Consider the following 3932-nt stretch of genomic DNA (forward strand, 5'->3'; position numbering starts at 1 on the left):
GACTTGAGGGCGCTCATGCTGTGGCGCACCATCTTCGCCTGCGCACCGGCGCGCTTGACCTCGGCGGCCGCCTTCTCGTCGGTGACCGCGACGACCGGCCGCCCGGACGTGTCGACCCAGCTCCCCGCCGTGCGGGAGGTCCCGAGCCGGGACACGAGGTCGCTGCCCATGCCCGTGCCCGGCTTCGCCGAGTACGGGACGCCGACCGTTGCGTCGGGGGGCTCGCTCGCCACAGCGCTGGTGACCATCGTTCCTCCGAGGAGGAGTCCGCCGACGGCCGCCAGCTGTGTCACTCGCCGGACGACCCGTCGTCGTGCGTGCCTCATGCATGGCTCCCGAACCCGAACATCGCGGTGCGAACACCGCGGGGCCCTCCTTGAGTTGAGCGCCCTGTTCTCCATACGGAGCGGAGCCGTGCCGTGTTCAGTGCGCGCGTGAACTCTTCACCGCCGGCCGGTGGCCGGAGCGGCCGGGGCGGCGAGCAGGGTCAGGCTGCGGGTGTCGCCCCACACCGAGCCCGGATCGACGTAGGGCCGCAGCAGGGCGGTGAGCACGGGGTCCCCGCGTCCGTTCAGCTCGTCGGAGGCAATCTTGCGGGCGATCCCCGCCAGGAAGTCCGCCACCTGCACCCGCGCGTCCTCGCGCGCGACGACGAGCCGCAGCCCGGCCAGACCGACCCCCGCCCGCCGGGCCGCCTCCTCGATCCACGCGATGCGGTCGGGCGTCAGCATGTTCTGCCGGTCGTGCACCAGCCGGACCTCCCGCCCGTTCGCGCTCCACAGCGCGGCCGTCCGCACGATCGCCGGGAGCAGCGGGTTGAGCACCGGGATCAGGGGCGGTCCGTCCAGGAAGTCCGCCCGATACGACACCGCGCGGGACCGGGTCGCCCCGAGCCGGTCCAGGATTTTCCCCGCGTCGGTACGCGGATGCGCCCGCCGCAGGGCGTCGACCGTGTCGTAGAACCCTTCGACAGGGGCGCCGGGCTCTCCGTTGTTGCGGACCCGCAGCAACTGGTTGGCCGCCTCCAGGAACGCCCGCCAGCCCTCCTCCCCGAAGGTCCGGCGGCCCTCGCGGAACAGGACGACGGCCGCGGCCGGGTCGCCCAGCAGCAGGCCGGCCGCCCGGTCCACCACGAAGAACGTCTTCTCCATGAGATGCACCCGCGCCTGCCCGTGCATCGGCCCCTCCGGCACCAGCAGCCACTCCAGCACCGCGCGGTGCTTCTCCCGCAGCAGATGGTTCGCCTTGTACTCCTCAGCGGGTGAACGGATCCGGTCCCGGATCTCCCGTACGGCCGCCGCGGCCGACGCCACGGACAGCGAGACACTGGCGTGCGCGAACACGTCCGTGTTCCCGCCGGTGAGGTTCTCGCCGTCCGACCCCGACTCGTCGCAGGCGATCTCCAGGAACGGGCCCGCCGGCCCTCCCCGCACCCCGTTCGCAAGATTCCCGCTCACCGCACAGCCCCCTATCGTGTGCCCATGACCAGGATCCCGCACGAGACGTCCGGTGAACCGAATCCTCTGCGAGCTCTCACTCTCGACCGCCTCCGCCGCCGCACGAGCATGAAGTGGCGCACCTACCCCGCGGACGTGCTGCCTCTGTGGGTCGCCGAGATGGACGTGCCGCTCGCCGAGCCCGTCGTGCGGGCCGTCACCGACGCGCTCGACCTGGGGGACACCGGCTACCCCGCGGGCACGGCCTACGCCGAGGCGCTGGCCGCCTTCGCCGAGAAGCGGTGGAACTGGGACGGGCTCGCCGTGGAGCGCACCGCGATCGTGCCCGACGTCATGCTGGGCGTCGTCGAGATGATCGAACTGGTCACCGGACACGGGGACCCGGTGGTCGTGAACCCGCCGGTGTACCCGCCGTTCTACCAGTTCGTCGCGCACATGGACCGGCGCGTGGTGGAGGCCCCGCTCGGGGCCGACGGGCGCCTCGACCTCGGTGTCCTGGAGGAGACCTTCCGGCAGGCCGTCGCGGACGGGGGCCGGGCCGCCTACCTGCTGTGCAGCCCCCACAACCCGACCGGCGCCGTCCACACGGCGGAGGAACTGTCCGCCGTCGCCTCGCTCGCCGAGCGGTACGGCGTGCGGGTCGTCGCCGACGAGATCCACGCGCCGCTCGTCGTCGGCGGCACGGACTTCGTGCCGTACCTGAGCGTGCCGGGCGCCGAGCGCGGCCTGTCGCTGATGTCGGCCTCGAAGGCCTGGAACCTCGCCGGGCTCAAGGCCGCCCTCGCGATCGCCGGGCCCGGGGCCGCCGCCGACCTGGCCCGGATGCCCGAGGAGGTCGGGCACGGCCCGAGCCACGTCGGCATCATCGCCCACACCGCCGCCCTGCGCGACGGCGTCGCCTGGCTGGACGCCCTGCTGACCGGCCTCGACAGCAACCGGCGGTTGCTCGCGGACCTGCTGGCCGAGCACCTGCCCGCGATCCGCTACCGCCCGGGCGACGCCACCTACCTCGCCTGGCTCGACTGCCGCGGGCTCGGCCTCGGCGACGACCCGGCGGACGTCTTCCTGCACCGCGGCCGCGTGGCCCTCAACTCCGGCCTGCCCTTCGGCACGGGCGGCGCCGGGCACGTCCGCCTCAACCTGGCGGCCTCGCCCGAGGTGATCACGGAGGCGGTGCGCAGAACGGCCGCCGCGCTGCGCTGACCCCGGGGCGCGCCGCGCGGGTCACGCTCGTACACTGCCCGCCATGGACGACAGTGCGCTGGACGAACTGGGCGCGGGCAAGTACCTGCTGATCACCAGCTACCGCAGGAACGGTACGCCGGTCGCCACCCCCGTCTGGGTGGTACGCGACGGGGACGCGCTCGGCGTCTGGACGGTGGCCGACTCCTGGAAGGTGAAGCGGATCCGCAACAGCGCCGACGTCCTGGCCGGCCCCTGTGACCTGCGCGGCAACCCCACCGGCGAGCAGGTGCCCGCGACGGCGGAGATCTGCGACCCCGCCACCACCGCCCGCTACCGGAAGCTGATCGCCCGCAAGTATGGCCTCACCGGCCGGCTCACCCTGCTCGGCAGCCGGCTGCGCCGGGGCCTGGACGGCACCGTGGGCCTGCGGATCGTTCTCACTCCCTGAGATCTCCCCCAGATTCGGCAAGCGCTTTCTCCGCCGGGAGAGTGGACGGCCCGTCCCCGGGAAAGGCCACCTGCCATGAGCCGAACTCCCGTCCTGCGCGCAGCCGTCGTCGGCACCGGCCACCGGGCCCAGTTGTTCACCCGGGGCCTCACCGAACGCCCCGGCCACGTCGTGGCCGCTCTCTGCGACCCCAGCCCCACCCGGATGGCCTTCCACAACCGGCTGCTGACCGAGGCCGGCGCACCCGCCGCCAGCCCGTGGGAGCCCGACCGCTTCGCCGGCCTGCTCGCCAAGGAGGACATCGACGAGGTCGTCGTCACCACCGTCGACGCCGAACACGACCGCTACATCGTCCCGGCCCTGAAGGCGGGCTGCCGGGTCGTCACCGAGAAGCCGATGACCGTCGACGCCGAGCGCTGCGCCCGCATCCTCGACACCGTCCGTGAGAGCGGCAACTCCCTGACCGTCGCCTTCAACTACCGCTTCAACCCCGTGCACGAGAAGGTCCGCGCCCTGCTCGCCGAGGGCGCGATCGGCGAGGTGCTGTCGGTCCACTTCGAGTGGCTGCTCGACGTACGGCACGGCGCCGACTACTTCCGCCGCTGGCACCGCGAGAAACACCACAGCGGCGGCCTGATGGTGCACAAGTCCTCGCACCACTTCGACCTGGTGAACTGGTGGCTCGCCGACGAGCCCCGGGAGGCCTTCGGCTACGGGCGGCTCTGCTTCTACGGCCGTACGGCGGGGGAGCGGCACGGGCTGCGCCGGGAGTACGACCGGGCCCACGGCGCCGACCGGGCCGCCGACGACCCCTTCGCCCTGGACCTCGCGGCCAACGACAC

Annotated in this window: 4 protein-coding genes and 1 pseudogene; 3 read left to right on the top strand and 2 right to left on the bottom strand. The window is 73.1% G+C overall.

Annotation, left to right across the window (positions count from 1 at the left end; genetic code table 11):
- Positions 1 to 326: pseudogene (locus ACFTZL_RS42325) on the bottom strand (S1 family peptidase); the annotation flags it as partial.
- 117 nt (positions 327 to 443) lie between these two features.
- Complete coding sequence (locus ACFTZL_RS42330) at positions 444 to 1457, bottom strand: hypothetical protein (RefSeq protein WP_382595179.1); 1014 nt, start codon at positions 1455 to 1457, stop codon at positions 444 to 446.
- A 24-nt stretch (positions 1458 to 1481) separates the two neighbouring features.
- On the opposite strand from ACFTZL_RS42330, the gene ACFTZL_RS42335 reads away from it, so the two are divergent.
- The 3 genes from ACFTZL_RS42335 to ACFTZL_RS42345 form a co-directional block, all read left to right on the top strand.
- Positions 1482 to 2660, top strand: a complete 1179-nt coding sequence (locus ACFTZL_RS42335; RefSeq protein ID WP_382595182.1) for a MalY/PatB family protein — start codon at positions 1482 to 1484, stop codon at positions 2658 to 2660.
- A 43-nt stretch (positions 2661 to 2703) separates the two neighbouring features.
- A complete protein-coding gene (locus ACFTZL_RS42340) occupies positions 2704 to 3090 on the top strand; it encodes a PPOX class F420-dependent oxidoreductase (RefSeq protein ID WP_382595184.1) in 387 nt (128 codons plus the stop codon).
- 75 nt (positions 3091 to 3165) lie between these two features.
- A partial coding sequence (locus ACFTZL_RS42345; protein ID WP_382595187.1) for a Gfo/Idh/MocA family protein occupies positions 3166 to 3932 on the top strand: 767 nt, incomplete at its 3' end.

It is taken from the genome of Streptomyces sp. NPDC056948 (genome assembly GCF_042674225.1).
Lineage (GTDB): Bacteria > Actinomycetota > Actinomycetes > Streptomycetales > Streptomycetaceae > Streptomyces > Streptomyces purpurascens.